The 26,572-nt window shown below is 44.1% G+C and carries 27 protein-coding genes, 1 other RNA gene and 1 other annotated feature; of the genes, 21 read left to right on the top strand and 7 right to left on the bottom strand.

Features of this window, described 5'->3' with window-relative positions; all coding sequences use genetic code 11:
• Positions 1-225 precede the first annotated feature (225 nt).
• On the top strand, positions 226-2,424 hold the full coding sequence (locus tag ACFX4I_RS13150; protein WP_230303669.1) for a RelA/SpoT family protein: 2,199 nt from the start codon (positions 226-228) through the stop codon (positions 2,422-2,424).
• 15 nt (positions 2,425-2,439) lie between these two features.
• Positions 2,440-2,883 (top strand): D-aminoacyl-tRNA deacylase, encoded by a 444-nt coding sequence (gene dtd / locus ACFX4I_RS13145; RefSeq protein ID WP_098369662.1) that lies wholly within the window; start codon positions 2,440-2,442, stop codon positions 2,881-2,883.
• Positions 2,884-2,958: 75 nt separating this feature from the next.
• Here dtd and ACFX4I_RS13140 read toward each other — a convergent pair whose 3' ends face one another.
• Entirely contained in the window at positions 2,959-4,728 is a 1,770-nt protein-coding gene (locus ACFX4I_RS13140) for an N-acetylmuramoyl-L-alanine amidase family protein (RefSeq protein WP_230303668.1), read from the bottom strand.
• Positions 4,729-4,857: 129 nt separating this feature from the next.
• On the opposite strand from ACFX4I_RS13140, the gene ACFX4I_RS13135 reads away from it, so the two are divergent.
• From ACFX4I_RS13135 to ssrS, 4 genes are all read left to right on the top strand, one after another.
• Positions 4,858-5,031: a hypothetical protein gene (locus ACFX4I_RS13135; RefSeq protein ID WP_034308777.1), complete on the top strand. Its 174-nt coding sequence runs from the start codon at positions 4,858-4,860 to the stop codon at positions 5,029-5,031.
• A gap of 78 nt (positions 5,032-5,109) precedes the next feature.
• Positions 5,110-5,346: a binding site (T-box leader), on the top strand.
• Between the two features lie 97 nt (positions 5,347-5,443).
• Complete coding sequence (gene hisS, locus ACFX4I_RS13130) at positions 5,444-6,715, top strand: histidine--tRNA ligase (protein WP_377421120.1); 1,272 nt, start codon at positions 5,444-5,446, stop codon at positions 6,713-6,715.
• Positions 6,716-6,727: 12 nt separating this feature from the next.
• Positions 6,728-8,497: an aspartate--tRNA ligase gene (aspS, locus tag ACFX4I_RS13125; RefSeq protein ID WP_230303667.1), complete on the top strand. Its 1,770-nt coding sequence runs from the start codon at positions 6,728-6,730 to the stop codon at positions 8,495-8,497.
• An 86-nt stretch (positions 8,498-8,583) separates the two neighbouring features.
• A non-coding RNA gene (ssrS, locus tag ACFX4I_RS13120) (6S RNA) lies at positions 8,584-8,769 on the top strand.
• Positions 8,770-8,791: 22 nt separating this feature from the next.
• On the opposite strand, the gene ACFX4I_RS13115 is transcribed toward ssrS, so the two are convergent.
• From ACFX4I_RS13115 to ACFX4I_RS13105, 3 genes are read right to left on the bottom strand one after another with little or no spacing between them, the layout of a single operon-like run.
• Entirely contained in the window at positions 8,792-9,001 is a 210-nt protein-coding gene (locus ACFX4I_RS13115; RefSeq protein ID WP_377421118.1) for a hypothetical protein, read from the bottom strand.
• Positions 8,998-9,165, bottom strand: coding sequence for a hypothetical protein (locus ACFX4I_RS13110; protein ID WP_377421116.1), 168 nt, complete (start codon positions 9,163-9,165; stop codon positions 8,998-9,000). The genes ACFX4I_RS13115 and ACFX4I_RS13110 overlap by 4 nt, the downstream gene beginning before the upstream one ends.
• A gap of 17 nt (positions 9,166-9,182) precedes the next feature.
• On the bottom strand, positions 9,183-9,455 hold the full coding sequence (locus ACFX4I_RS13105; RefSeq protein ID WP_377421132.1) for a hypothetical protein: 273 nt from the start codon (positions 9,453-9,455) through the stop codon (positions 9,183-9,185).
• Between ACFX4I_RS13105 and ACFX4I_RS13100 the strand changes: the two genes are divergently transcribed.
• From ACFX4I_RS13100 to ACFX4I_RS13035, 14 genes are all read left to right on the top strand, one after another.
• Positions 9,362-9,559 carry a hypothetical protein gene (locus ACFX4I_RS13100; protein WP_377421114.1) on the top strand — a complete coding sequence of 66 codons (198 nt, stop codon included), beginning with the start codon at positions 9,362-9,364 and terminating at the stop codon, positions 9,557-9,559. The two genes, ACFX4I_RS13105 and ACFX4I_RS13100, sit on opposite strands and share 94 nt — an antisense overlap.
• A gap of 99 nt (positions 9,560-9,658) precedes the next feature.
• On the top strand, positions 9,659-10,630 hold the full coding sequence (locus tag ACFX4I_RS13095) for an NERD domain-containing protein (protein WP_377421112.1): 972 nt from the start codon (positions 9,659-9,661) through the stop codon (positions 10,628-10,630).
• Between the two features lie 259 nt (positions 10,631-10,889).
• The gene (locus ACFX4I_RS13090; RefSeq protein WP_377421110.1) at positions 10,890-11,996 is read left to right on the top strand and encodes a M20 family metallopeptidase; all 1,107 of its coding nucleotides are present in this window, start codon (positions 10,890-10,892) and stop codon (positions 11,994-11,996) included.
• 111 nt (positions 11,997-12,107) lie between these two features.
• Complete coding sequence (locus ACFX4I_RS13085) at positions 12,108-12,869, top strand: tRNA threonylcarbamoyladenosine dehydratase (RefSeq protein WP_230303663.1); 762 nt, start codon at positions 12,108-12,110, stop codon at positions 12,867-12,869.
• Positions 12,870-13,057: 188 nt separating this feature from the next.
• Positions 13,058-14,245, top strand: coding sequence for an ABC transporter substrate-binding protein (locus ACFX4I_RS13080; protein WP_377421108.1), 1,188 nt, complete (start codon positions 13,058-13,060; stop codon positions 14,243-14,245).
• Positions 14,246-14,321: 76 nt separating this feature from the next.
• Positions 14,322-15,200, top strand: a complete 879-nt coding sequence (locus tag ACFX4I_RS13075) for a branched-chain amino acid ABC transporter permease (RefSeq protein ID WP_098369668.1) — start codon at positions 14,322-14,324, stop codon at positions 15,198-15,200.
• 13 nt (positions 15,201-15,213) lie between these two features.
• Positions 15,214-16,185 (top strand): branched-chain amino acid ABC transporter permease, encoded by a 972-nt coding sequence (locus ACFX4I_RS13070; RefSeq protein ID WP_283931992.1) that lies wholly within the window; start codon positions 15,214-15,216, stop codon positions 16,183-16,185.
• Positions 16,160-16,939, top strand: a complete 780-nt coding sequence (locus ACFX4I_RS13065) for an ABC transporter ATP-binding protein (RefSeq protein WP_309518667.1) — start codon at positions 16,160-16,162, stop codon at positions 16,937-16,939. The genes ACFX4I_RS13070 and ACFX4I_RS13065 overlap by 26 nt, the downstream gene beginning before the upstream one ends.
• Positions 16,939-17,646 (top strand): ABC transporter ATP-binding protein, encoded by a 708-nt coding sequence (locus ACFX4I_RS13060; RefSeq protein WP_283931990.1) that lies wholly within the window; start codon positions 16,939-16,941, stop codon positions 17,644-17,646. The genes ACFX4I_RS13065 and ACFX4I_RS13060 overlap by 1 nt, the downstream gene beginning before the upstream one ends.
• A 699-nt stretch (positions 17,647-18,345) precedes the next feature.
• Positions 18,346-19,524, top strand: coding sequence for an ABC transporter substrate-binding protein (locus ACFX4I_RS13055; protein WP_377421105.1), 1,179 nt, complete (start codon positions 18,346-18,348; stop codon positions 19,522-19,524).
• A gap of 163 nt (positions 19,525-19,687) precedes the next feature.
• Positions 19,688-20,566, top strand: a complete 879-nt coding sequence (locus ACFX4I_RS13050) for a branched-chain amino acid ABC transporter permease (protein WP_230301209.1) — start codon at positions 19,688-19,690, stop codon at positions 20,564-20,566.
• Between the two features lie 13 nt (positions 20,567-20,579).
• The gene (locus tag ACFX4I_RS13045) at positions 20,580-21,545 is read left to right on the top strand and encodes a branched-chain amino acid ABC transporter permease (RefSeq protein ID WP_230301210.1); all 966 of its coding nucleotides are present in this window, start codon (positions 20,580-20,582) and stop codon (positions 21,543-21,545) included.
• Positions 21,517-22,299, top strand: coding sequence for an ABC transporter ATP-binding protein (locus ACFX4I_RS13040; RefSeq protein WP_034308746.1), 783 nt, complete (start codon positions 21,517-21,519; stop codon positions 22,297-22,299). Before ACFX4I_RS13045 ends, ACFX4I_RS13040 begins: the two co-directional genes overlap by 29 nt.
• Positions 22,299-23,006 (top strand): ABC transporter ATP-binding protein, encoded by a 708-nt coding sequence (locus ACFX4I_RS13035; protein ID WP_230301211.1) that lies wholly within the window; start codon positions 22,299-22,301, stop codon positions 23,004-23,006. Before ACFX4I_RS13040 ends, ACFX4I_RS13035 begins: the two co-directional genes overlap by 1 nt.
• A 15-nt stretch (positions 23,007-23,021) precedes the next feature.
• Here ACFX4I_RS13035 and ACFX4I_RS13030 read toward each other — a convergent pair whose 3' ends face one another.
• Positions 23,022-23,207: a hypothetical protein gene (locus ACFX4I_RS13030; RefSeq protein ID WP_377421102.1), complete on the bottom strand. Its 186-nt coding sequence runs from the start codon at positions 23,205-23,207 to the stop codon at positions 23,022-23,024.
• 508 nt (positions 23,208-23,715) lie between these two features.
• On the opposite strand from ACFX4I_RS13030, the gene ACFX4I_RS13025 reads away from it, so the two are divergent.
• A complete protein-coding gene (locus ACFX4I_RS13025) occupies positions 23,716-25,599 on the top strand; it encodes a S8 family serine peptidase (RefSeq protein ID WP_377421100.1) in 1,884 nt (627 codons plus the stop codon).
• A 47-nt stretch (positions 25,600-25,646) separates the two neighbouring features.
• Here the strand turns inward: ACFX4I_RS13025 and ACFX4I_RS13020 are convergent, their stop codons facing one another.
• A complete protein-coding gene (locus ACFX4I_RS13020; protein WP_377421098.1) occupies positions 25,647-26,120 on the bottom strand; it encodes a VOC family protein in 474 nt (157 codons plus the stop codon).
• Between the two features lie 125 nt (positions 26,121-26,245).
• Positions 26,246-26,437: a hypothetical protein gene (locus tag ACFX4I_RS13015; RefSeq protein WP_034308728.1), complete on the bottom strand. Its 192-nt coding sequence runs from the start codon at positions 26,435-26,437 to the stop codon at positions 26,246-26,248.
• Between the last annotated feature and the right edge of the window lie 135 nt (positions 26,438-26,572).

Below are 26,572 nucleotides of genomic sequence, written 5' to 3'. Positions count from 1 at the left end.
TAATAAAATACACGTTTAACTCTTTACATCCTTGCCTTTTTTTTCGATAATAGTAATAATAAAGAGTTTTTCTGCTAATAAGTTTATTTGCACTTTTATCCGTTTAAGCGGATTTATTTTTTTTCGCAAAAATTGTCACGTTTTGCAGAATAGAGGAAAGTGCTACCAATCATACTCAATCCGGATCAAATCCGGTGGCAGTTAAAGTGGGGTTAAGGTGATTAAATGGCTAATGATCAAATATTGACTGCCGAGCAGGTTGTGGAACGGGCCAGCTTATATCTTCAGCCGGAAGAAGCTGAATTTATCCATAGAGCGTATAAGTATGCAGAGTATGCTCACCGAGAACAATTCCGTAAATCGGGAGAGCCGTATATTATTCATCCGATTCAAGTGGCGGGCATTCTGGCTGATCTTGAAATGGACCCTGCAACCATTGCGGCAGGTTTTTTACATGATGTTGTTGAAGACACGGAGATCACTTTGAAGGATATTGAAGAAAATTTCAGTCCTGAAGTCGCCATGCTTGTGGATGGCGTGACCAAGTTAGGGAAAATCAAATACAAATCACAGCAGGAGCAACAGGCGGAAAACCATCGAAAAATGTTCGTGGCGATGGCCCAGGATATACGGGTCATCTTGATCAAGCTTGCGGACAGACTGCATAATATGCGGACATTGAAGCATCTGCCGCAGGAAAAGCAGAGAAGGATATCGAACGAGACGTTGGAAATCTTCGCACCGCTTGCCCATCGTCTTGGTATCAGCACGATTAAATGGGAATTGGAGGATACTGCACTAAGGTATTTGAATCCTCAGCAGTATTACCGAATCGTCAACCTGATGAAGAAAAAGCGTGCAGAACGTGAAAAGTATCTGGAAGAAGTCATTGATGAAGTGCGTAAAGACGTTGAGGAAGTCAACATTAAGGCTGACCTATCTGGCAGGCCGAAACATATATACAGCATTTATCGCAAAATGGCTTTGCAGAATAAGCAGTTCACCGAAATTTATGATTTGCTTGCAGTTCGGATCGTCGTCAATAGCATAAAAGATTGCTATGCCGTTTTAGGGATCATCCATACATGCTGGAAGCCGATGCCTGGCCGATTCAAAGACTATATCGCGATGCCGAAGCCGAATATGTATCAATCACTTCATACGACGGTGATCGGACCGAAAGGCGATCCGCTGGAAGTGCAGATCCGTACTTCCGATATGCATCGCATTGCCGAGTTCGGGGTTGCCGCGCACTGGGCTTATAAAGAGGGAAAAGATGTCGGTGAACAGCCTTCACTGGAAGAAAAATTGACATGGTTCCGGGAAATTCTTGAATTCCAGGATGATGCGACTAATGCCGAGGAATTCATGGAATCCCTTAAAATAGATCTTTTTTCTGATATGGTATTCATTTTCACTCCAAAAGGCGATGTCATCGAACTGCCATCAGGATCCAACCCGATTGATTTCGCTTACCGGATTCACTCGGAAATCGGAAATAAAACGATTGGTGCCAAAGTGAACGGGAAAATGGTACCGCTGGATTATAAACTGAAAACTGGCGACATCATTGAAATCTTAACATCGAAGCATTCATATGGTCCAAGTCAGGATTGGCTTAAGCTAACGCAAACATCTCAAGCGAAAAATAAGATCCGCCAATTTTTCAAGAAGCAGCGCCGGGAAGAAAATATTGAAAAAGGCAAAGAGCTTGTTGAAAAGGAAATCAAGGATATGGAGTTCGACCTGAAGGAAATCCTGACTGCCGAGAATATCAGGCGTGTTGCGGATAAATTCAACTTCCTGAATGAAGAGGATATGTATGCAGCAGTCGGATATAACGGAATAACAGCCCTTCAGGTAGCTAACCGCCTTACCGAAAAATGGCGTAAGCAGAAAATGGTCGAGCAAGAAGCAGATATTTCTGAAGCGGTAGCCGATCTGAAAACCTTCTCCAATACATCTAAAAAACGGGACTCAGGTGTACAGGTACCGGGGATTGATAACCTGCTTATACGTTTATCACGCTGTTGCAACCCAGTTCCAGGGGACGAAATCGTTGGTTATATAACCAAAGGCCGTGGAGTTTCGGTTCATAGACAAGATTGCCCGAACCTGGATAGCGGGGATGCCGATCATCGCCTCGTACCTGTTGAATGGGAAAGTACGATTAACGAACGCAAGGAATACATCGTTGAAATTGAAATCAGCGGCTATGATCGTCGCGGCTTATTAAACGAAGTGCTGCAAGCCGTCAATGAAACCAAGACCAACATTTCAGCGGTCTCGGGTAAATCCGACAGGAATAAGGTGGCGACCATTCACATGTCGATTTATATTCATAACATTGCCCATTTACAAAAAGTCGTCGACCGCATCAAACAAATTTCAGATGTTTATTCCGTCAGAAGGATCATGAACTAAGGAGTTTTTATTGCCATGCGTGTTGTTTTACAACGTTCCAAAGCGGCAAAAGTCGTTGTCGCAGACCAAATAATCGGGCAAATCGACAGCGGGCTCGTCCTGTTGGTTGGCATCACCCATGGGGATACCATCGATGACGCCGCCTATTTGGCCGATAAGATTGTCAATCTAAGAATATTTGAAGATGAAAATGAAAAGATGAACCATTCACTATTGGATGTGGGGGGTTCGATTTTATCCGTTTCACAATTCACCTTATACGGCGATTGCCGTAAAGGCCGTCGACCCAACTTCATGGACGCCGCCCGTCCTGAAGAGGCGAATGAATTATATGAAGCATTTAACGAGGAACTCCGCAAAAAAGGCGTCCATACGGAAACAGGTCAATTTGGTGCCATGATGGATGTTCAGCTTACTAATGACGGTCCCGTTACATTAATACTTGAAAGCAAAAAATAACCTGCTGCGGCAGGTTTTTTTGTTTGGGTAAGAGCAGAAAAGCCAGCTTCGATGCGAAGCTGGCTTTTCTGCTCTTTATTTAAAATACCGCGCCAATCCATTATAGATGGCCGATGTGATTTTTTCTTGATACTCATTTGATGTTAACGTCAATTCTTCCACTGGATTACTTAAATAACCAAGTTCAATGAGTGTAGCTACCCGTTTATTTTCACGGATAACATGAAAATTCCCGTAACGTGATCCACGATTGGGCACCTGCATGGTAGAACCGAGTGAATTGGCCAGTGTAGCCGCCAATGCACGCTGATAGTCATGATAGTAGTATGTTGTTACCCCGCTGGTGATCTGGTCCTTGGTGCTATCATAATGGAGGCTGATGAAAGCATCCGCGTTATGTATATGTGAAGTGCTGACCCGGGAAGGGAGTGGAACATAGGTATTTCCGCTTCTGGTCAGGATCACTTTAGCTCCTGCCGCCTGAAGTTTGTCCCGCAGCAATTCTGCCGTTCGAGTCGTCAGGTTTTTCTCAAGTGTTCCACCGACGCCGATTGTACCGCTATCCCTGCCGCCATGGCCGGGATCGATCACAATGGTTTTATCCTTTAAGTATTTCTCAACGCCAGGCCGTTGGATCTGCTCGGGATTCCCTTCGATCGTCACGATCCATCCGGCCACATAAGCTGTTTTTCCGCCCTTAAGTTTAATGGAATACCAGTCGCCTTCCATACCTGATGCGGAGAACGTTTCACCTGCATTGGCCTGCTCTACAATCTCTGAGTTGCCATCAGGCTCACTTCTAAGGATCGTACCATCATGAATGATGGTAATCTTGTTTCCTGTTACATCAACCTTTTTTTCCTTCGCAGTTTGTTCAACATTCTCTTTTTCCAGGTACCAACTCACGACCCAGCCCTTTTTTGAACCGGAGAGCTTTATCTGTGTCATATTTCCCTTTGTTTGCAGCACGGCGTAAGTCTCATCCTTGTTCACCGAACCGATGACCTTGCTTGAGAGAGAGGCTTCTTTCCTGACATTTAAACCCGCAGCGGTCACTCTTGCAGTGGCGCCTGCCGTATCACTTTTCATATCATCTTTATCTTCGCTTACTTGTATGTAGGGTTCAGCTACCCAACCGCGGACTCCTTGGAAATCAATTTCAGCCCATTCATTTTCAACCCTGTAAACGGTCACTGACGTATTTTTATTCAGCTTTCCGAGCGAGGCACTGCTTGTCGTTGGTTCCGAACGGACATTGAGCCGGTCCACCAAAGTTACACCGGTTTTTACGGATTGATTCGTTCCTTTTTCCTTAGTTGAATCTTTCTTCGCTGCATTTCCTGATGCGGCGGGAAGCTTCAAGTAGTCAGATGAGACCCAGCCTTCGATATCAGCCGTTTTGACCTTTATCCAATTTTCATTCTTTTCAATGATGTCAACTGCCGTTCCTTTACTCAAGGACCCAACCGTTTGAAATGTAGTGCCGGGACCTGTACGGACGCGGACGGAGCTGCCTGTTATCATGCCTTGTCCGGATTCTTTTTTGACCTGATTGGTTTCAGACCCCGTTTGTTTCTCCACTAACCAATTGGCAACCCATCCCGTTTTGCCGGCTCCGATCCGGATTTCGATCCAGTCGCCATCTTCATTCAGAATGGGATACGATTCCCCTTTTTCCAGTTTTTTTACGATAGGGAAACTGAGACCTGCACCTTCACGGACATTGACCACTTGGGTCGTCACGATATTTTCCCCTTCATCTTTTCCAAAAGCATGATTGACGGGGAAAATCGCTGAGAATATCAGCATCAGTGTCAGTCCGAATAAACCCGATTTCTTCTTCATAAGTTGTCTCTCCCTTTAAATGTCTATATGTATGTATTCTCGTTCAATAAAAATTTCCCTCTTTCCCTGTGCAAAAAACATTTTTTTTAGGAAAGAATAAAGCTTATATAACTCTAGGAGGGAAACCACATGAAATTCAGCGAAAAAGATCAAACGAGCTTAAGCGGGGGCAATCAAGTACTGGGTGTCGATTTTCACGATTTCATTCAAAAGGAACAAAGCGCAAACCTTGTTGAATTGGCATCCGAATTCGGGGTCAATGTCCGGACGATCAAAAATTTGAAAAAACGTTTGAACCAATAAAATGCGACAAAATCCTCAGTCTGCCTTGACATTTGATGTTAACGTCCGTATGATTATAAAATATCAGACTTATTACTGCAATAACCAATGATGGAGAAGAGTAATTAAGAAACACATGAAAAGAGAGGAAATGCCGAGGCTGAAAGCATTCCACATGATGACTTAATGAAAGAACCCTCCGTAGGCTTCACTCCGAACGGATTTACTTAATAGGAGATGGACGTAAAACAGGCGTTAACTGTTTTTGAGCGGAGGCACTTTTTTTGTGCTTCAACTAGGGTGGCACCACGGGATATCCAAACTCTCGTCCCTTGTAACGGATAAGTTACAAGGGGCGGGAGTTTTTTGTTTGGAAAAAATCAGTATAGCGCCGTATCAGAAAGGGCGTCTTGCTTTAAAGGAGGAAACACACATGTCTATTCAGATTCCTAGAGGTACCCAGGATTTATTGCCTGGCCAAACGGAGATTTGGCAGTATATCGAGAACACAGCGCGTGAGATTTGTCACCGTTACCAATATAAAGAAATCCGCACACCGATTTTTGAGCATACGGAATTATTTTTACGTGGTGTAGGGGATACAACCGATATCGTCCAAAAAGAAATGTATTCATTTCAAGATCGCGGTGAAAGGAACTTAACCCTTCGTCCGGAAGGCACAGCATCGGTTGTACGCTCATATATCGAGAACAAAATGTTCGGGTGGGCCAATCAACCGGTCAAGCTTTATTATATCGGGCCGATGTTCCGTTACGAACGCCCGCAAGCAGGTCGGTTCCGCCAGTTCGTTCAATTCGGCATCGAAGCTTTAGGAAGTAAGGATCCCGGAATTGATGCAGAGGTTCTGTCACTTGCGATGAACCTTTACAAGGAACTTGGTTTGAAAAAGCTGAAACTTGTGATCAACAGCCTTGGAGATAAGGAAAGCCGGACAGCGCATCGCAATGCGTTAATCAAACATTTCGAACCCCGCATCGGCGAGTTTTGCGGCGATTGTCAAAACCGTCTCGAAAAAAATCCTTTGCGTATCCTGGATTGCAAAAAGGATCACGATCACGAATTGATGAACACGGCACCTTCCATCATTGAATATTTAAATGATGAATCCCGTATTTATTTCAAAAAGGTGAAACAGCACTTAACCGATTTGGAAATCGATTTCGTAGAAGATCCGACCCTAGTGCGGGGCTTGGATTACTATAATCATACCGCATTTGAAATCATGAGTGATGCAGAAGGCTTTGGCGCCATCACCACCCTTTGCGGAGGCGGCCGTTATAACGGGCTTTCTGAAGAACTTGGCGGACCGGAAACACCTGGAATCGGCTTTGCACTTAGCATTGAACGCCTGATTGCTGCCCTCCAAGCAGAGAACATCGAGCTTCCGATTAAAAAGGGAATTGACTGCTATCTTGTCTCATTAGGTGAAACAGCCAAGGATTACACCGTCAAACTTGCCCATCAATTGCGGAATGCCGGTTTTACCGTCGAAAAAGATTATCAAGACCGTAAAGTGAAAGCACAATTCAAATCAGCCGACCGCCTTGAAGCGAGATATGTGGCGACACTCGGGGAGGATGAATTGGCAAATAATAAAATCAATGTGAAGTTCATGGAAACCGGTGAACAAGTCCAAATGGATCTTGCTACATTCGTTGAACAATTCAAAAAGCTACAGGCTTAAGGGGGAAATACCATGTTTGGCAGAACATACTTCAATGGTGAAGTGACAGAAGCAGCTATTGGTGAAAAAGTTACATTAAAAGGATGGGTACAAAAACGCCGCGATTTGGGCGGGGTCATCTTTATCGACCTACGTGACAGAAGCGGGGTCGTCCAAGTCGTTTTCAATCCGGACATCTCGGCAGACGCGCTGGCCACAGCCGAAAAAATTCGTAATGAATACGTCCTTGATATCCAAGGAACGGTCATCAAACGTGATGAAGCCAACTTCAATCCGAACGTAACAACAGGGACCGTCGAAGTTCAAGCTGAAAACGTTACAATTTTAAACGAAGCAAAGACCCCTCCATTCGTCATTGATGAAAGAACGGATGTATCAGAAGACATCCGCTTGAAATATCGTTATTTGGACCTGCGTCGTCCAGCGATGTTCGAAACGTTGAAAATGCGTAACCAAACAACAAAAGCGATCCGTGATTACTTGGACGGTGAAGGCTTCCTTGATATCGAAACACCTATCTTAACGAAAAGCACACCTGAAGGGGCACGTGATTATTTAGTGCCTAGCCGTGTACACGAAGGTGAGTTCTATGCACTTCCGCAGTCACCGCAAATCTTCAAGCAGCTATTGATGGTATCCGGTTTCGAACGTTATTATCAAATTGCCCGCTGTTTCCGTGATGAAGACTTACGTGCTGACAGACAGCCTGAATTCACGCAAATCGATATTGAAACAAGCTTCATGAGCCAAGAAGATATCATTAACACCGCTGAAAACATGATGGCTAAAGTGATGAAAGACGTAAAAGGATTGGACGTAACACTGCCATTCCCTAGAATGACATATAATGAAGCGATGAGCCGTTACGGTTCCGACAAACCGGATACTCGTTTCGGAATGGAACTTAAAGATGTTTCCGAAATCGTCAAAGACAGTGATTTCAAAGTGTTCACCGGCGCTGTTGCAAACGGCGGACAAGTTAAGGCAATCGTCGTTAAGGACGGAAATGCGGATTATTCCCGTAAAGATATTGATGGATTGGCTGAATTTGCAGCGATTTACGGTGCAAAAGGCCTTGCATGGCTGAAAGTTGAAGAAGACGGCGTAAAAGGGCCAATCGCCAAATTCTTCGCAGAAGATCAAGAGCAATTAGTATCTGCATTGGAAGCTGAAGTGGGCGATTTAATCTTATTCGTCGCGGATAAGAAAGGCATAGTCGCTGATGCACTTGGAGCACTTCGCAACAAGCTTGGTAAAGAAAGAGGCTTGATCGATCAAAGCAAATTCAACTTCCTATGGGTGACGGACTGGCCATTATTTGAATATGACGAAGAAGAAGGACGCTACTATGCAGCACACCACCCATTCACAATGCCATTCCGTGAAGACATGGACAAACTGGAATCAGACCCATCAAGCGTCCGTGCACAAGCATATGACCTTGTCTTGAACGGCTACGAACTTGGCGGTGGATCACTGCGGATATTCGAACGCGACGTTCAGGAAAAAATGTTCAAAGTACTTGGATTCTCCGAAGAAGAAGCAAACGCACAATTCGGCTTCCTGATGGACGCATTCGAATACGGAACGCCGCCACACGGCGGGATCGCCCTTGGACTGGACCGCATGGTCATGCTGCTCGCAGGCCGCACGAACCTTCGCGACACCATCGCGTTCCCGAAAACAGCAAGCGCAAGCGACCTGCTCGTTGACGCACCGAGTACTGTAAGTGACAAGCAATTGGCCGAACTTAACCTAAGACTTGCTGCACTTAAAAAATAATTCATTTGGCAAAAATATGAAAAAATACCTAGGTGTTTTTTCTTGAAACAGAGTTAAGCTTTATGATATGATGTCTTCAATAAGTAAGAGTCCTGATGTGTTCGTTCTTTAACCTATAAGTTTTGACCGAACACTTATAGTTACCGGGAGCACTAGTTTCCTGGCCGCGTAAAAGCCTCCCTCGAAGAGGACTTACAAACGCAAGGAACCGAGCACCCACCTGCGGAGAGCGGGTTCAAAACAAAGGCGTAAACGGCACAATTGGGACTCTTACACCTAACAAAGCAACTCATGTTAAACAACATGGGTTTTTTTGTGCGTCAAAATAGTTAACTCACGAGTAAATGGCGCAAATTCACGAGTAAATGACACGAATTGACGAGTAAATGGTGTAAATTCACGAGTAAATGGCGCGAATTCACGAGTAAATGGTGCAAACTCACGAGTATAACGTAAATTCACGAGTAAATGGTGTAAACTCACGAGTAAATGAGGCGAACTCACGAGTAAAATGTAAACTCACGAGTAAATGACGCGAATTCACGAGTAAATGAGGCGAACTCACGAGTAAATGGCGCAAACTCACGAGTAAAACGCAAATTCACGAGTAAATGACGTGAATTCACGAGTAAACTGCGCAAATTCACGAGTAAATGGCGCGAATTCACGAGTAAATGGCCCGAATCTACGAGTAAAACGCAAACTCACGAGTAAATGGCGCGAATTCACGAGTAAATAGCGCAAATTCACGAGTAAATGGTGCAAACTCACGAGTAAATGGTGTAAACTCACGAGTAAATAGCCCGAATCTACGAGTAAAACGTAAATTTACGAGTAAATGGCGCGAATTCACGAGTAAATGACGTGAATTCACGAGTAAACTGCGCAAATTCACGAGTAAATGACGCAAATTCACGAGTAAATGACGCAAATTCACGAGTAAATGACGTAAATTCACGAGTAAATGGCCCGAATCTACGAGTAAAACGCAAATTCACGAGTAAATGGCGCAAATTCACGAGTAAATGGCGCAAACACACGAGTAAGCTACAAATCTCATGAATTAAACAGAGCAAACTCACGGTAAAACGTCTGATTTCAGATCCTAGCAGGAAAAAGGGCATTTACAAAGAAGCTAAAGGAGAAGGAGTTGGTGTATGGATGCTAAAAACGTGTGAAATGCCTATGAAAATGCTCAAACTGGAGGCATTAAGCAGGAGGCTATCAGCAAATCATCCAAAACAGGAAAGAATCAGGAACGATTTCCGGAAAATCCGTACAGGATATAACGGGGAGCGGAGTATCGGAAAAGAGTTGAAGAATCTTCCGAAAGAATATCGTGTATTTCATGATTTGAGGTTAAGCTACGATGGGAACCGTTATTTTCAAATGGATTTCCTAATATTCACCCGGAATTACTGTATCATCATTGAAGTGAAAAATTTTGCGGGAACGCTCTATTTTGACCGCACTTATCCCCAATTGATTCGGACAAAAGATGGACAGGAACAGGCATATCTGGATCCCCTTATCCAGGTTGACGTGCAAAAATCCCAATTAAATGATTGGCTTACTTTTAACAAATTCCCCTCGCTGCCGATTGAAACGCTCATTGCCAATGCAAACTCTAATACCATCATCAGGACTACTCCAGGTTTTACGCCCATTTTCAAAAAAATCACGGGAAAAGAAACCCTGATAACCAAAATTCACAGCCTTGAAGAAAAGTATCCTTCTGAGCAATTAACCCAAAGGCAGAGCAATAGACTTTTGAACACGATTCTGCAAAAAAACACTCCGCATAATCCTGATATACTCGAATTGTATCAAATCGATGAGCAAGATCTGCTCAAAAGCGTTCAATGTCCTGAATGCTCTGCTCCCCATATGCAATATCATTGGGGCAAATGGTCATGCAGTCCATGTGCTTACACTTCCAAAGATGCCCACATTCAAACTCTTCGTGATTTTGCTCTCCTCATAAAACCCAATATAACAAATAAACAAGCACGGCACTTTTTACAAATCGATTCAATTGATATCATGCAACGGATGCTATCTGCACTGGAATTGCCTTATTCGGGGCAATTTAAAAATAGAGCTTATAAACTTGATGGATTAATTCACGAGTAAATCGTGTGAACTCACGAGTAAACAAGTCAAATTCACGAGTAAAGTCCCAAAACTCACGAGTAAACAATCCAAACTCACGAGTAAGTACCCCAAATTAATGAAAAAGCCCCAAAAACCATCGAATAAACTTCAAATATTCCTATTTAAGTAACATTCCGCAATATAGATTCGTAAATTATAATAAGGTTGAGCAATAGTCAGCCAAGGATAGAAAGTAGTGAGGGCTTTGAAAGATTTATTGTATGCAAAGAGGATGGAAATGCTTCAATTATTGGAGCGGCTAGTGAATATAGATAGTGGTTCTCTTACGAAAAAGGGTATTGATGAAATTGGTTCGATTTTAAAAACGAAATTTGAAAGTCTGGATTTTATTGTGAATACCGTTGAGCAACAGAATTATGGCAATCAGCTGGTCATCCAGCATCGTGAGGCGCATCAACCGCATATTCTGGTCGTCGCCCATATGGATACGGTCTTTCCGGAAGGCACAGTGCAAAAACGTCCTTTTAAAGTGAAAGGAAGTCGGGCATACGGTCCTGGTGTAGCGGATATGAAGTCCAGTTTGGTTGAGCTTTTTTATGCGACCCTTTGCTTGAAACAGACGGGGCAGACAGGCTATAAGCATATCCAAATCATTCTTAATAGTGATGAGGAGATCGGTTCTCCTTCGTCCGCTTCACTCATATCGGAAAAAGCGGCCAATAAGAAGTTCGCGTTAATTCTTGAACCGGCTAGGACGGACGGTTCGCTTGTCACGGCAAGAAGGGGCTGCGGTCAGTTTAAAGTGGATATCGTCGGGGTGGCCGCCCATTCAGGAATCGAACCGGAAAAGGGACGAAGTGCGATAGAAGAATTGGCCCATAAGATCATCGCCTTACACCGATTGAATGATCAACAGAAAGGAATCAGCGTCAATGTCGGCATGATTGAAGGAGGTTCCGCTGTCAATACGATCGCTTCCCATGCTGCTGCTTTTGTGGATGTGCGGATTTCGGAAAAAAGGCAGGAAGGCATCATCCTCAAGCAACTGAAAAAAATCTGTGCTGAAACCTATATTACAGGAACGAAAACGACATTAAGCGGAAAAATGGACCGGTCTCCCATGGAAAAGAATGAGAAAACGAACTTGCTTTTAGAGACGATCCGTCAGGCTGGGAAGGAAATCGGCATCGAAATCACGGATACGGCCACGGGTGGAGGTTCGGATGCTTCCATCACTTCTGATTTGGGAATCGCGACAGTGGATGGACTCGGGCCAATTGGGGGCAATGCACATAGTGAAGAGGAGTATATGGAAATTCCAAGCCTGACGGAAAGGACCCTTCTATTGGCAACCGTCATTCAAAAATTATCAAAAATGACCTAGTGCACCAATTCCGATTAGACTGCTCATATTTCGCTTGTCATTAATGATGTTTATGATATATTGTTTATTGGGAAGCTAAATAAGAACAGAATTTATTGGAGTTGAATATATATGCTGCATCAGTTTTCACGAAATGAATTGGCAATTGGCAAGGAAGGAATCGATATTCTGAAAAACACGACCGTTGCTGTCCTGGGTGTAGGTGGCGTTGGTTCATTTTCAGCCGAAGCATTGGCACGTTCCGGGGTAGGCCGTATTATTCTTGTGGATAAAGACGATGTCGACATCACAAATGTAAACAGGCAGATCCATGCTCTATTATCAACAGTCGGTCAACCGAAAGCGGAATTGATGAAAAATCGCATTCAAGACATCAATCCTGACTGCGAAGTGATCTCTCTTAAAATGTTCTATACAGAAGAGACGTTTGAAGAATTCTTCAGTTATGGCCTGGACTATGTCATTGATGCATCGGATACGGTCATTTATAAGATGCATGTGATGAAGGAATGCCTGAAACGGAATATCAAGGTGATTTCAAGCATGGGCGCCGCCAATAAGATGGACCCGACGCGTTTTCAAATTGCCGATATCTCCAAAACGCATACCGACCCGCTTGCCAAGGTCATTCGTACTAGATTGCGTAAAGAGGGCATAACAAAGGGAATTCCCGTTGTTTTCTCCGACGAGAGCCCTATTGTCATTCGTGAGGATGTCCGAAAAGAAGTCGGCAATGATGAGGCAAAAATCCGTAAAGCCCAAATGCCTCCGTCTTCGAATGCTTTCGTTCCATCCGTTGCGGGCTTAATTGCGGCAAGCTGGGTGATCAATGATATATTGAAAGACATTGAAGTTCGCCGTGTAAACGATTGATAAAATTCAACTGACTCTATAAAGGGTCAGTTTTTTTTTGTCGAATAGTAGATATTCCTTTAAATAACTTTTTTATCCATATCATATAGACGGGGTCGAAAGAATGAGATACACTATATTTTCAGAATATTATTTTTATTCAGATATTCTATTTGTTTAAAGGAACACACAAAACAAGGGGGTTTCAAATGAAGAAGAAAAAGCTAGCAGGAGTGTTTCTATCACTTTCATTGGTTGCAGGGGCGCTGGCAGGTTGTAGCGGCGACTCGAAAACTAGCAGTTCAAGCGGGGGGTCATCAAAATCGGGTGACACAATTAAAATTGGGGCCAACCTTGAATTGTCTGGAGGTACGGCATCATTCGGCCAATCGGCTGCAGACGGATTGAAACTGGCCATCGATGAGATTAATAAAGAGGGCATTGACGGTAAAAAACTGGAAATCGTGAAGGTTGATAATAAATCAGATGCAGCAGAAGCTACAAGCGGTTCGATCAAGTTAGTCAGCCAGGACAAGGTTGTGGCTGTAGTCGGATCTGCGACAAGCACGAATACATTAGCACAGGTTCAAGTCGCACAGGATAATAAAGTTCCTCTACTCACACCAACTGCAACAAATCCCGACATTACCAACAAAGCTGGAAAATTAAATGATTATGTGTTCAGAACTTGCTTTATCGATCCATTCCAAGGTACGGTGGCAGCCAATTTCGCATCTGACGAAATAGGGGCAAAGACGGCTGCGATCTATGTGGATAGCGCAAGTGATTATTCTAAAGGATTGGCCGCAGCTTTTAAAGAAGCGTTCACTGCCAAGGGCGGTAAAATCGTGGCGGAAGAAGCATATGTAACGAAAGATACTGATTTCCGCTCTACATTGACACGTATCAAATCCGCAAAACCAGAGTTCGTTTTCCTTCCTGGTTATTATGAAGAAGTCGGATTGATCTTAAAACAGGCACGTGAAGACGGCATAGACCTTCCATTCATGGGTGGGGACGGCTGGGATTCCCCGAAGGTCGTTGAAATTGCCGGAGCGGATGCTTTGAAAAATACTTATATCACGAATCACTATTCCCCGGAAGATGAAGATGCCAAAATCCAGGATTTCGTTGCAGCCTTCGAAAAGGAATACGATAAAACACCGGATGCCTTTGCAGCACTTGGCTATGACACTGGGTATTACCTGGCAGATGCCATCAAGAGATCTGGAGATGCTTCTCCCGAAAAAATCAGACAAGCGTTGGAAGATGTCAAAGATCTTCAATTAGTTTCCGGAACACTGAACCTTGATGAAAATCATGATCCGATCAAATCGGCGACCATCTTGGAATATGTGGATGGCAAACAAAAATTCAAAACAAAAATCAATCCATAATACCTTACGTGGATAGGGGGCAAGTCCCCCCTATTCTATATTCACTTAAAAAACACCTTAACGGGGAGAGTGCAATATGGAACTGATTCAGCAATTGGTAAATGGCATTTCACTCGGAAGCATTTATGCTTTGATCGCGCTTGGTTATACGATGGTATATGGAATCGTCAAGCTCATAAACTTCGCCCATGGCGACGTATTCATGGTCGGTTCATTTGTAGGTTTTTACGCCATTACCGTAATGGACTTATCCTTCATCCCAGCTTTATTGATTTCGATGGTCACATGTGCCATCTTTGGCGTTTTAATTGAACGGATTGCTTATAAACCCCTTCGTAATGCAACACGGATTGCGGCCTTGATAACGGCCATCGGTGTTTCCCTTCTGATCGAAAATGGGCTGATTTACATCCGGGGCGCCCAGCCGGAAGCCTATCCAAATAATGTCCTTCCGATGGATAAACTCGATATATTGGGAGTTTCCATCAGCAGTCAATCGATATTGATCTTATCTGTTTCCATCATATTAATGATCATCCTGCAATTCGTTGTCCATAAAACCAAAATCGGCAAAGCGATGCGTGCCGTTTCATTCGATTCCGAAGCGGCAAAGCTGATGGGAATCAATGTGAATAATACGATTTCAGCTACGTTCGCCATAGGTTCGGCCCTGGCAGGGGCGGCTGGTGTCATTTTTGGAATCTACTATATTAAAATCGAACCGTTGATGGGTGTCCTTCCTGGCCTTAAAGCATTTGTTGCAGCCGTCTTGGGCGGCATCGGCATCATTCCGGGAGCGATGGTCGGCGGTCTGCTGCTTGGAGTGATCGAAGCTTTGGTCAGTGCAGCCGGTTACTCATTATGGCGCGATGGTGTGGCTTTCGTCGTACTTATCTTGATTTTGATTTTCTTGCCGCAGGGACTGTTCGGTAAAAATAAAAGAGAAAAAGTATAGGGGAGACATGGCGATGACTACTTTAAAGAATTCAAAGGGTTTTTGGCTCTCGATCGTGCTCGCACTTATTTTTTTCGGAATCATGCAGTACACCATTTCAAACGGTATCCTTAATCCATTTTATATCAACACGCTCATGTTCATCGGCATCAATATCATGCTGGCGACGAGCCTTCATTTAATCATTGGAATAACCGGGCAGTTCTCGATCGGACATGCAGGTTTTTTAGCGGTGGGGGCCTATGCTTCCGCCGTCATGACAATGAAGCTGGAACTTCCTTTCATCATAGCTGTATTGGCTGGGGGCGTCATCGCCGCTGTTGCGGGTATGGTGATCGGGATACCCAGCTTGCGTCTGAAGGGGGATTACTTGGCGATAGCTACGCTTGGGTTTGGGGAAATTGTCCGGATCGTCCTTTTGAATATTGACTATGTAGGCGGGGCAAGCGGGATGCAGGTATCCCACCTGACCACTTGGCCATGGGTTTTTGCCTGTGTCATGATCACCGTCTTAGTCATCAGGAATTTCACCAATTCGACTCACGGGCGTGCATGCATATCCGTAAGGGAAGATGAAACGGCGGCTGATGCGATGGGAATCAATACGACCTATTATAAAGTGGCGGCTTTCGTCATCGGAGCTTTTTTTGCCGGAATTGCCGGATCGCTTTATGCCCATAATTTTTATATTATCCAACCATCGAATTTCGGTTTCCTGAAATCCTTCGATATACTGATTTTCGTCGTACTTGGCGGTCTTGGAAGTCTTTCAGGTTCGGTTTTGGCCGCCATTCTACTTACGATCGTGACGACATTCCTTCAGGATTATCCGGAAACGAGGATGATCATCTACAGTCTTGTCCTGATCCTGATGATGATTTTCCGCCCGCAGGGTTTAATGGGAACAAGAGAAATCACATCATTGTTCAAACATAATAAAACGAAAGGGGGCCCAAAGGATGGAAGCCACAATACCGTTGCTTAAAGTAGATTCGGTGGGTATCCGTTTTGGCGGATTGAAAGCGGTGTCCGATGTGAATGTCGAATTATTTCCAGGGGAACTAGTGGGCTTGATCGGTCCGAATGGAGCTGGGAAAACGACTTTCTTCAATTTATTGACGGGTGTGTATGTCCCTACAGAAGGAACGATTGCCTTGAACGGGGAAAATCTAAATAAGCAGCCGCCATATAAAATTACCCGAAAAGGGATTTCGAGGACCTTTCAAAATATTCGCCTCTTCAGTGAGTTATCCGTGATCGATAACGTGAAGGTTGCTTACCACTCGCTTGCCAAGCATGGAATGGCAAGCTCCATATTCCGGGTGCCGGGACATTTTTCCGGGGAAAAGGAAATGGATGAAAAGGCGCTGGAATTCTTGAGGATTTTCAACCTTGATCATTTTAAGGATGAAAAAGCGAAGAATCTTCCATACGGACAGCAAAGGCGGCTGGAAATTGCCCGTGCTCTTGCCGCCAATCCGAAACTTCTTTTACTGGATGAACCCGCAGCCGGGATGAACCCGCATGAAACGAAAGAATTGATGAACCTCATTGCTTTTATCCGGAAGGAATTCAATCTTACCGTTTTGCTCATCGAACATGATATGTCATTGGTCATGGGGGTATGCGAACGGATTTATGTCCTTGATCATGGACAGCTTATCGCTCACGGTAAGCCGGAAGAAATCCGCAACGATCCTAAGGTTATCGAGGCATATTTAGGGGAGGAGGTTTCCTGATGCTGAAAATAGAGGACATCAATGTTTATTATGGCAATATCCAAGCGTTAAAAGGGGTATCCATGGAGATAAATGAGGGGGAGATCGTGACTTTGATCGGGGCGAACGGAGCGGGAAAAAGCACGTTGCTCAAAACGATTTCCGGTCTGTTAAAACCAAAGCAAGGAAAAGTTCTGTTCGAAGGCAATTCGATAGGGGGAAAAGCTGCCCAGTCCATCGTGAAAATGGGCATATCCCATGTACCTGAAGGCCGCCGTGTCTTTGCTAACATGACGGTTGCCGAAAACCTGGAGCTTGGGGCCTATTTGCGGAAAGACAAAGAGAACATTAATAAAGACATGAAAAAGGTCTATGAGTTATTTCCGAGACTGCTTGAGAGAATCAAACAGCAGGCTGGCACGCTTTCAGGCGGAGAACAGCAGATGCTTGCAATGGGCCGGGCTTTGATGGCGAAACCACGTTTATTATTGCTCGATGAACCTTCGATGGGCCTTGCACCGCTTCTGGTGAAGCAAATATTCAACATCATCCAGGAAATCAGTGAGTCCGGCACAACGATCCTTTTGGTCGAGCAAAACGCCAACCTTGCTCTATCCATTGCAGATCGGGCTTATGTCGTTGAAACGGGCCGAATTGTCCTCTCGGGCAATGCCGATGAACTCACTTCAAGTGAAGAAATAAAAATGGCCTATTTAGGAGGCCATTGAACCGCCGTTCGGCAGTTTGAGTTTGAAGACAAAAGGAGTTGTAACTAAACTTCAAAGTAAAAGTTGATTGGGACGGGTGTGCGAGACTCCTGCGGGAAAAGCGAGTGCCTTACGTTCCAATCAAATTATTATCTAGTTTGTCTACAGTCAAGAACCGCCGTTTGGCGGTTTTTTTGATTGATGATCGAGATATGCATAATATACAGGAAGATAAAAGCAGAGGACCTTCATGCATGATTTTATACATCCAGTATAGTATTATTCAATTTTGATATAGGAATTAAGACTAAAAAACAACGAAAAAACTGGGTTTAATTCCCTATCAATATACTTGTATTTTGGAAAAAATGTAAGTAATAGGATTAAAATAATAAGAAAATGAATAAAATTTTTGGTGCAATAATTAAAGAGTTTACAATATCAATATAATTAAATTATCAGTTTTTTCTTATTATACCGCCAATTTTCGCAATATTAAAAATATATAAAGATAAAAATGATATAGTACTCCCTGTGAAAAATATCCTATTTGGCGAAATCTACTCGCAATTATTGTATAGACGGAATCAAAATTATGCGGTAAACTATTTTTCGAAATATTAATTTAATTTTAAATATTTCATCTAATCAATTTTTTCTGAGGCATCTTGAATAAATATTCATGCATCAGAGCTTGATTACAAAATGGGGGGATTATTTATGAAAAAGAAAAAGTTAGCAGGTGCATTCCTTTCTCTAACACTTGCTGCAGGAGTGCTGGCAGGTTGTTCCGGCTCTGGTTCATCAGAAAAATCAAGCGGGGATGGAGATACGATCAAGATCGGTGTCAACCTTGAATTATCTGGCGGTGTAGCCTCATATGGACAATCAATTGCAGAAGGCCTTGAGCTTGCGACTGCAGAAATCAATAAAGAAGGCATTGACGGTAAAAAAATCAAACTTATAAAAGTCGATAATAAATCTGAAGCATCTGAAGCGACAAGCGGAGCGATCAAGCTGACATCACAAGATCAGGTTGCAGCGATCGTCGGTGCAGCGACAAGCACGAACTCGATTGCACAAGTGCAGATTGCCCAAGATAATAAAGTGCCGGTCATCTCACCATCTGGTACAAGCCCTGAAATCACTTTCAGCAAGGATAAATTGAACGATTACATCTTCCGGACAAGCTTCATCGATCCGTTCCAAGGGACGGTTGCTGCGAATTTCGCCACTAAAGAAATCAAAGCGAAAAGTGCAGCCATCTATATTGACAGCGCAAGTGATTATTCAAAAGGATTAGCCGCAGCCTTTAAAGAACAATTCGAAAAAAATGGCGGAAAGATCGTGGCTGAGGAAGCTTACATTGCGAAGGATACTGATTTCCGTTCCACATTGACTCGTTTGAAATCGGCAAAACCTGATTTCATTTTCCTTCCTGGTTACTATGAGGAAGCTGGTCTGATCGTGAAGCAGGCACGCGAAACTGGACTTGACGTACCATTCATGGGCGGCGACGGCTGGGATTCTCCTAAGCTAGTTGAAATTGCCGGTGCAAAAGCTCTAAATAACACGTTCATCACGAACCATTATTCTTCAGGTGACCCTGATAAGAAAATTCAGAATTTTGTGTCAGCATTTAAAGCGAAGTACAAAGATAAATCCCCGGATGCATTTAATGCTCTAGGATATGACACAGGATACTTCCTTGCAGACGCGATTAAACGTGCTGGTTCAGCGGATTCAGAAAAAATCAAAGAAGCGCTGGAAAAAACGAAGGACCTTGAGCTTGTAACAGGTACATTCACATTGGATGAAAAACATAATCCAATCAAATCTGCTACCATCCTTGAATTTAAAGAGGGAAAACAAGTGTTCAACACAAAAATCAATCCTTAATTTCGGAGAAAAACTCCAACCCTTTCGCCGGCCCTTCGTCAATATGAAGGTGCTGGCGAATTCTCATTTTCAAAGCAAACCAGGTCGCTGAACTTCCCCATTGCGGAATGAAAAGAGTCTGGACTAATCACTCATAAAATTAGATTTTCAAGGAGAGTCGAACATGGAATTGATACAACAGTTAATAAACGGGATTTCACTAGGAAGTATTTATGCCCTTATCGCTCTCGGATATACGATGGTTTACGGGATTGTTAAATTGATAAACTTCGCACATGGCGATGTATTCATGGTCGGCTCATTCGTTGGGTTTTACTCGATAACGGTTCTGGATCTGTCATTCATTCCCGCCCTATTAATCTCGATGACGATCTGTGCGCTGTTTGGGGTTTTGATCGAGCGTATCGCGTACAAGCCATTGCGTAACGCAACACGTATTGCTGCACTTATCACTGCCATCGGTGTTTCCCTTTTGATCGAATACGGATTCATCTACGTCCGCGGTGCACAGCCGGAAGCTTATCCGAATGATGTATTGCCGACAGAAAAGTTCGATATTTTTGGAGTTTCCATCAATAGTCAATCGGTTTTGATTTTTGGAGTGGCCGTAGTTCTAATGATCATCCTTCAAATCATCGTTCATAAATCAAAAATAGGAAAAGCGATGCGTGCCGTTTCCTTCGACGCGGATGCAGCTAAGCTGATGGGAATAAATGTCGATAACACGATTTCTGCCACCTTTGCAATTGGTTCCGCATTGGCTGGGGCAGCGGGCGTCATTTTCGGTATTTACTATATTAAGATCGAGCCGCTCATGGGTGTGCTTCCGGGATTGAAGGCATTCGTTGCCGCCGTACTTGGAGGAATCGGGATTATACCGGGCGCTATGGTCGGTGGCCTATTGCTAGGTGTCATCGAAGCTTTGGTCAGTGCCGCCGGTTACTCATTATGGCGTGATGCTGTAGCCTTCGTCGTACTGATTCTTATCTTGATTTTCATGCCACAAGGCTTATTCGGTAAAAACAAAAAAGAAAAAGTATAGGGGAGACAAAGCAATGACTACAATTAAGCGAGCAAAAGGTTTTTGGCTCTCGATTTCACTATCATTGATCTTTTTCGCCGTAGTTCAAGTGTTAATCGGCGGCGGATCGCTAAATCCTTTTTATCAAAATACGCTCATGTTCATCGGGATCAATATCATTCTGGCAGCGAGCCTGCACTTGATCATCGGGATAACCGGGCAGTTCTCCATCGGACATGCCGGATTCCTGGCAGTCGGTGCCTATGCTTCAGCCGTTATGACGATGAAGCTGGAAATGCCATTTTATGCGGCATTGATAGTCGGAGGTTTGGCGTCAGCGTTGGCAGGATTGATCATCGGGATTCCAAGCTTACGCTTAAAAGGTGACTACCTGGCGATTGCGACCCTCGGTTTTGGGGAAATCGTCCGGATCATGCTTTTGAATATCGATTATGTCGGCGGGGCGAGCGGCATGCAGGTTTCCCATTTGACCACTTGGCCGTGGGTATTCGCTTCCGTCATCGTTACGATCATCGTCATCCGGAACTTTACTAGCTCGACCCATGGCAGGGCCTGCATATCGATCCGCGAGGACGAGACGGCTGCCGATTCGATGGGAATCAACACGACGTATTACAAAGTTGTCGCATTTGCAATCGGTGCTTTTTTTGCCGGTGTTGCTGGAGGGCTTTACGCTCATAACTTCTATATCATCCAGCCATCGAACTTCGGATTCTTGAAATCATTCGATATTTTGATCCTAGTGGTACTTGGCGGTCTTGGAAGTCTTTCCGGTGCCGTATTGGCCGCGATATTACTGACGCTAGTCACGACTTTCCTTCAGGATTATCCGGAAACACGCATGATCATCTACAGCCTTGTGCTTATCGTGATGATGCTCTATCGTCCACAAGGTTTAATGGGGACAAAAGAAATAACATCCATGTTCAAACGTAAAGGAGGAAGCAGCCATGAAAAAAATAAAAACACCGCTGCTTAAAGTCGATTCAGTCGGCATCCAGTTCGGAGGGCTTAAAGCCGTTTCTGATGTTAACGTCGAGTTATATCCAGGGGAATTAATTGGCTTGATCGGGCCGAACGGCGCTGGAAAAACAACTTTCTTTAATTTGCTGACAGGAGTTTACGTCCCGACAGAAGGCACCATTTCTTTGGAAGGTGAGAACTTAAGAAAACTGCCTCCATATAAAATCACGCAAAAAGGGATCAGCCGGACATTCCAGAACATTCGCTTATTCAGTGAACTATCCGTGATCGATAATGTTAAAGTGGCCTATCATTCGCTTTCGAAGCATGGCATTTTAAGTTCGATCTTCCGCATGCCGATCCATTTTAAAGGCGAAAAGGAAATGGATGAAAAGGCGATTGAATTCCTGAAGATCTTCAACCTTGATCAATATAAGGACGAAAAGGCGAAGAACCTGCCATATGGTAAACAAAGACGTTTGGAAATCGCCCGCGCACTTGCAGCCAACCCGAAACTGCTTTTACTGGATGAACCGGCTGCGGGGATGAATCCCCAGGAAACGCACGAACTCATGAACCTGATTGCCCTCATCCGTGAGAAATTTGATTTGACCGTATTATTGATAGAACATGATATGCCGCTCGTCATGGGTGTTTGCGAACGCATATACGTACTCGATCACGGACAACTGATCGCTCAAGGAAAGCCAGAGGAAATCCGTAACAATCCAAAAGTCATCGAGGCCTATCTGGGCGAGGAGGTTTCATAATGTTAAAAATCGAGGACATCAACGTCTATTACGGAAACATTCAAGCCTTGAAAGGAATCTCGCTTTCTATTAACGAAGGCGAAATCGTGACTCTTATCGGGGCGAACGGAGCCGGGAAAAGCACGATGCTGAAAAGCATTTCCGGCCTATTAAAACCAAAACAAGGGAAGATCATCTACGAAGGGCAATCCATCGGCGGAAAGGCAGCACAATCCATCGTGAAAATGGGCATATCCCATGTCCCTGAAGGCCGGCGTGTCTTTGCTAACATGACCGTTGAAGAAAACCTTCAGCTTGGTGCATATTTACGTAAAGACAAGGCAGGCATCAAGCAGGATATGGAGAAAGTCTATGAATTATTCCCGCGTTTGCTAGAGCGCCTGAAACAGCAATCCGGAACCCTTTCCGGCGGGGAACAGCAAATGCTCGCAATGGGCAGGGCCCTCATGGCCAAGCCACGGCTCCTGCTTTTGGACGAGCCATCGATGGGACTTGCGCCATTATTGGTGAAGCAAATCTTTAACATCATCGAAGAAATCAACAAAACAGGTACAACGATCCTGCTGGTTGAACAAAATGCCAACTTAGCACTATCCATCGCGGACAGAGCCTATGTTGTCGAAACCGGCCGAATCGTCCTATCAGGCAAATCAGAGGAACTGACCGCAAGCGAAGAAATCAAGAATGCCTATTTAGGTGGACATTAAACCGCTTTATAGCGGTTACAGACTGCAGGCAAACTCGAAGAAAAGCGAGTTTGCCTGCAGTTTTTTTATTTCAAAAAAGTGCCAGTTGATTTCAGAAATCCGCTCCCTTTCCGCCGACTGTCTGCCAAGCCTCCTCACCGCAAGCGGCTGTGGGGTCTCGGCTAGCCAGTAATTCGGCAGGAGTGTCGCAAATTTCTTCAATTTAGTGTTTCATCCATATAAAAAGTAAAAAACATGAAGATAAACAAGTCTTCTTTTAGAAAAGGATTCGGGGTGAGATACTTCGGCCCCCCTTTTTTAGACAAAAGTGTTTTTATCTGAATAAGTTGATTGGAACGGAAGGCGCGAGACTCCTGCGGGAAAAGCGAGTCAGGGGAGACCCCGCAGACGCGAAGCGGCGAGGAGGCTCCCGGACCGCCCGCGGAAAGCGAGTGCCTGGAGTGGAAATCAAATTTAAAGTAATCAATTATTATCAAGTTTGTCTACAGTCAACCGCTTTGTTTTAAAATTAGATAGAACCCTATTTGTCGACAAACTGAAACTGCTTTATAGCGGTTTTTTTCTTTTTCAAATAAGTTATTTTTACTAGATAAAAGGTTAGTAAATCCAAATCGGACGGTATACAATCTAGTTAGGAATAATAGTAGAATTGGTTCATGATATAACCTCATCGATAGCTATTCTTAATCATATTTTTTGGAGTGATTGTATGTACAAACTTATTCAGGTTTTGCTGCCGGCATTATTATTGTTTATGATTCTGCCAATCTACCAGCAAGAAACTGCATCTGCAGAGGAGACCCCGCAATCTGATGGTGTCATCGTCAAATATAAAGAGACGAATGATGAGCCGATCAACGAGTTGATAGAGAAGGTGGAGGTTCCTACAGGGGAAACGACCGACAACCTGATCGAGGAACTTGAAGAACAGAAGGATGTGGAATATGCAGAACCAAACTATCTTTTCAAGAAGATGGGAAGCCCGAACGATCCAGCCTACATAGACCAATGGCATCATAAAAGGCTTGGTACGAGTGCAGCGTGGACAAAATCAATGGGATCGAAGGAATTGATCGTGGCCATCATTGACGACGGCATCGATCGCAACCACGAAGATTTAAAAGGGAAGATCGTCAATGCCTATGATACGATAAAAAATCGGAAGCATATCGTACCAAAAGGGGCGCATGGAACGCATATCGCAGGCATCATTGCCGGTTCTGCGAACAACGGCATAGGCGGAACGGGTGTTGCCCCGAATGTTAAACTAATGCCGATCAACGTCTTTGATGGAGAGTATGCCGATACGGCCGATATCATTGAGGCGATCCATTATGCCGTACAGCAAAAGGCAAACATCATCAATATGAGTTTAGGAGACACCAGTTATTCGGAGGCCTTGAACAATGCCGTCCAGGAAGCCTATAAAAAAGGCGTACTGATCGTCGCGGCGGCCGGGAATGAAGGGGATATGGGGAAAAATGTTCAGCGTGTGTACCCAGCCGCATTCAGCCACGTCATTTCCGTTGCTGCCACTGACTCAAGGGACAGGCGTCCCAGTTATTCCAACTACCATTCAACAGTCGATATCGCGGCCCCAGGAGATGATATCCTTTCAACCTTGCCATATGGTAGATACGGCTGGATGAGCGGAACATCGATGGCCACGCCGATGGTGGCGGGTGTAGCGGCACTGATTTGGTCCAATGAGCCCAAACTCAACAAAACGGAGGTCGAATACCGCCTCTATGATTCAGCCGTGGACCTAGGTGCAAAAGGGAAAGACATATACTATGGAAACGGGCGGGTCAATGCCAAAAAAGCACTCGAGATGAAGACGCTGACCAAACCGGCCGTGACTGGGATATCCGATAAGGACACCAAGATCAATGGGAAAATCCCGGATGATTTTAAAACGGGGACCGTCTCCATTTATACCGGTAATAAGCAACTAGCCACAGTGAAAATCAACGGCGAAAAAACCTTTACGGCGACTATCGCAAAACAAACAGCCGGCACGACCATCTCTACTAGAGTCATCGATAAATCGGGAAATAAAAGTATACCCGTTTCATTTAAAGTGGCAGATAAAACGGCACCTGCAAGACCTTCCGTAAATACGGTAGGGGACAATACCGTCAAAGTAACCGGCAAAGCGGAAGCGGGCTCTTCCGTCACTGTCAAAACTGGCAGTACGGTTCTCGGCAAAGCAAATTCCAACAGCGCAGGGAATTTCACCGTAACGATGTCAAAAAAACAAAAAGCCGGAAGAGTCCTATCCGTTACAGCAACCGATAAAGCAGGAAATGTTAGCTCAATCAAAACCGTGACCGTCGCAGACAAAACAGCGCCAAGTAAACCGACGGTCAACACAGTAACGACAAAAACGACAAAAGTAACAGGCAAAGCAGAAGCCAACTCCACAGTATCCATCAAAGCATCAAAAAAAGTGATCGGCTCTGCCACTGCAACGGCCAAAGGCACATTCTCGGTTAAAATCCCCAAGCAAAAAGCCGGGCAGAACCTATATACCTCTGCCAAAGACAAAGCGAAAAACGTAAGCGAATCAAGAAAAGTAACGGTTAAAAAGTGATAGAAAAACAAGAACAACTCCCAAACTCAAATTGGGGGCTGTTCTTGTCAATCTTTGTTTCCATACATCAATTCCGTGCTTCGGCTGTAGAGTTCAATGATATTGCCGAAAGGATCTTCGCAATATATTAAATAAAAGGGCTTGTTCTCCCAAGTATTCCATATATCGCTTCGCCTTCTTCCGCCAGAAGCAGCAATATCTTCAGCTAGCTTTTCGATATCATCCGCTATTAAGCAAATATGAAAAAAGCCCTCATACCCGCGACTCTCCCCTTTAGGCATCCTCGGCTCCTCAAACTCAAAAAGCTCAATCCCCACTCCATTATCCGCCATCAAATGAGCATTACGCATCTTTTTAACATCATCACCAAGAAGATCATTCGTCATATTATGTTCATTCTCCGCACCTGCATCAAACGAATAGGGACCCGCCAATAACCTGAATCCCAACACCTGCTCATACCACTTAATCGCAGCATCCAAATCAGGTACAGCCAATCCAACTTGAGTAATTGCTGTCATATGTATCCCCCCTGATCATAAAATATCCTATTAATGTTAGGGGCAAACGGCACCGTTTTTGGACAAAAAAAAGAAGCAATAGCCAATATTGCTTCTGGTTACATATATCGACCTCATGAAATTCTTTAAATCTCACCCTCTTCAAGCCTCCTATTATACTCAACTTTACTAATTAATCCCTTTGCATTACAGGTAAGACAATCTGTATAAATATCGTAAGCACCTGTACCTGCACAAACATGGCATTTAACATGAGTTTCCGGTATATCCTTATGCATGAATGAAAAAGCTTTTCCAATATACTGCAGAATAATCATTCCCAAAACTCCTTTTTTTTCTATCATACAACGAAAAAGAGAGAAGGAAACAGGGAATACAATAACATTACTTAAAACAAATAAAACCATAACATAGTTTACATAGGGTTAAAAAATTAACCTGATATGAAAGCA

Source organism: Peribacillus sp. YIM B13472 (genome assembly GCF_042788005.1).
GTDB lineage: Bacteria > Bacillota > Bacilli > Bacillales > DSM-1321 > Peribacillus > Peribacillus simplex_E.
The sequence above is the reverse complement of the archived record's forward strand: the minus strand, read 5'-3'. Positions and strand labels throughout refer to the sequence as shown.

Excerpts from the sequence above, each read along its gene's own strand:
- ACFX4I_RS13025 (WP_377421100.1), top strand. The coding sequence starts at position 23,716 with ATGTACAAACTTATTCAGGTTTTGCTGCCGGCATTATTATTGTTTATG.
- ACFX4I_RS13035 (WP_230301211.1), top strand. The coding sequence starts at position 22,299 with ATGTTAAAAATCGAGGACATCAACGTCTATTACGGAAACATTCAAGCC.
- ACFX4I_RS13080 (WP_377421108.1), top strand. The coding sequence starts at position 13,058 with ATGAAGAAGAAAAAGCTAGCAGGAGTGTTTCTATCACTTTCATTGGTT.
- ACFX4I_RS13045 (WP_230301210.1), top strand. The coding sequence starts at position 20,580 with ATGACTACAATTAAGCGAGCAAAAGGTTTTTGGCTCTCGATTTCACTA.
- ACFX4I_RS13135 (WP_034308777.1), top strand. The coding sequence starts at position 4,858 with ATGAAATTCAGCGAAAAAGATCAAACGAGCTTAAGCGGGGGCAATCAA.
- ACFX4I_RS13140 (WP_230303668.1), bottom strand. The coding sequence starts at position 4,728 with ATGAAGAAGAAATCGGGTTTATTCGGACTGACACTGATGCTGATATTC.
- aspS (WP_230303667.1), top strand. The coding sequence starts at position 6,728 with ATGTTTGGCAGAACATACTTCAATGGTGAAGTGACAGAAGCAGCTATT.
- ACFX4I_RS13020 (WP_377421098.1), bottom strand. The coding sequence starts at position 26,120 with ATGACAGCAATTACTCAAGTTGGATTGGCTGTACCTGATTTGGATGCT.
- ACFX4I_RS13090 (WP_377421110.1), top strand. The coding sequence starts at position 10,890 with ATGCTTCAATTATTGGAGCGGCTAGTGAATATAGATAGTGGTTCTCTT.
- dtd (WP_098369662.1), top strand. The coding sequence starts at position 2,440 with ATGCGTGTTGTTTTACAACGTTCCAAAGCGGCAAAAGTCGTTGTCGCA.
- ACFX4I_RS13150 (WP_230303669.1), top strand. The coding sequence starts at position 226 with ATGGCTAATGATCAAATATTGACTGCCGAGCAGGTTGTGGAACGGGCC.
- ACFX4I_RS13065 (WP_309518667.1), top strand. The coding sequence starts at position 16,160 with ATGGAAGCCACAATACCGTTGCTTAAAGTAGATTCGGTGGGTATCCGT.
- ACFX4I_RS13050 (WP_230301209.1), top strand. The coding sequence starts at position 19,688 with ATGGAATTGATACAACAGTTAATAAACGGGATTTCACTAGGAAGTATT.
- ACFX4I_RS13085 (WP_230303663.1), top strand. The coding sequence starts at position 12,108 with ATGCTGCATCAGTTTTCACGAAATGAATTGGCAATTGGCAAGGAAGGA.
- ACFX4I_RS13075 (WP_098369668.1), top strand. The coding sequence starts at position 14,322 with ATGGAACTGATTCAGCAATTGGTAAATGGCATTTCACTCGGAAGCATT.
- ACFX4I_RS13055 (WP_377421105.1), top strand. The coding sequence starts at position 18,346 with ATGAAAAAGAAAAAGTTAGCAGGTGCATTCCTTTCTCTAACACTTGCT.
- ACFX4I_RS13040 (WP_034308746.1), top strand. The coding sequence starts at position 21,517 with ATGAAAAAAATAAAAACACCGCTGCTTAAAGTCGATTCAGTCGGCATC.
- ACFX4I_RS13070 (WP_283931992.1), top strand. The coding sequence starts at position 15,214 with ATGACTACTTTAAAGAATTCAAAGGGTTTTTGGCTCTCGATCGTGCTC.
- ACFX4I_RS13060 (WP_283931990.1), top strand. The coding sequence starts at position 16,939 with ATGCTGAAAATAGAGGACATCAATGTTTATTATGGCAATATCCAAGCG.
- ACFX4I_RS13095 (WP_377421112.1), top strand. The coding sequence starts at position 9,659 with ATGCTAAAAACGTGTGAAATGCCTATGAAAATGCTCAAACTGGAGGCA.
- hisS (WP_377421120.1), top strand. The coding sequence starts at position 5,444 with ATGTCTATTCAGATTCCTAGAGGTACCCAGGATTTATTGCCTGGCCAA.
- ACFX4I_RS13015 (WP_034308728.1), bottom strand. The coding sequence starts at position 26,437 with ATGATTATTCTGCAGTATATTGGAAAAGCTTTTTCATTCATGCATAAG.